The organism is Bacillus sp. SIMBA_008 (assembly GCF_046535495.1).
Classification (GTDB): Bacteria; Bacillota; Bacilli; order Bacillales; family Bacillaceae; genus Bacillus; species Bacillus subtilis.
In genome coordinates this window covers 1-228 of the sequence record NZ_JAWRWL010001448.1, presented here as the reverse complement: position 1 = coordinate 228, position 228 = coordinate 1, and the positions used below count along the sequence as shown (strand labels likewise).

Genomic DNA, 228 nt, shown 5'->3' with positions numbered 1-228 from the left:
GTTTCGCTGCGACAATACCTGTTAATACAAAAATCCCTGTCCCAATTACGGCGCCAATTCCTAAAAAAGTTAAATCAAGTGCCGTTAATGTTCTATCTAACTGCCGTGGTGATTCAGTACTAAGCGGTTTTTTTCGTAATAATGACTTCACTTTGGACTCTCCCCCCGTTTTTCATTTCCATAACTGCGAATATAGTATGAGCCCACTAGAAAAGAGTATGTAAGTAA

General features: G+C 39.0%; 1 pseudogene. It reads right to left on the bottom strand.

Annotation, left to right across the window (positions count from 1 at the left end):
- Positions 1-151 (bottom strand): annotated as a pseudogene (locus SB658_RS28280) (amino acid permease); the annotation flags it as partial.
- Positions 152-228 lie beyond the last annotated feature (77 nt).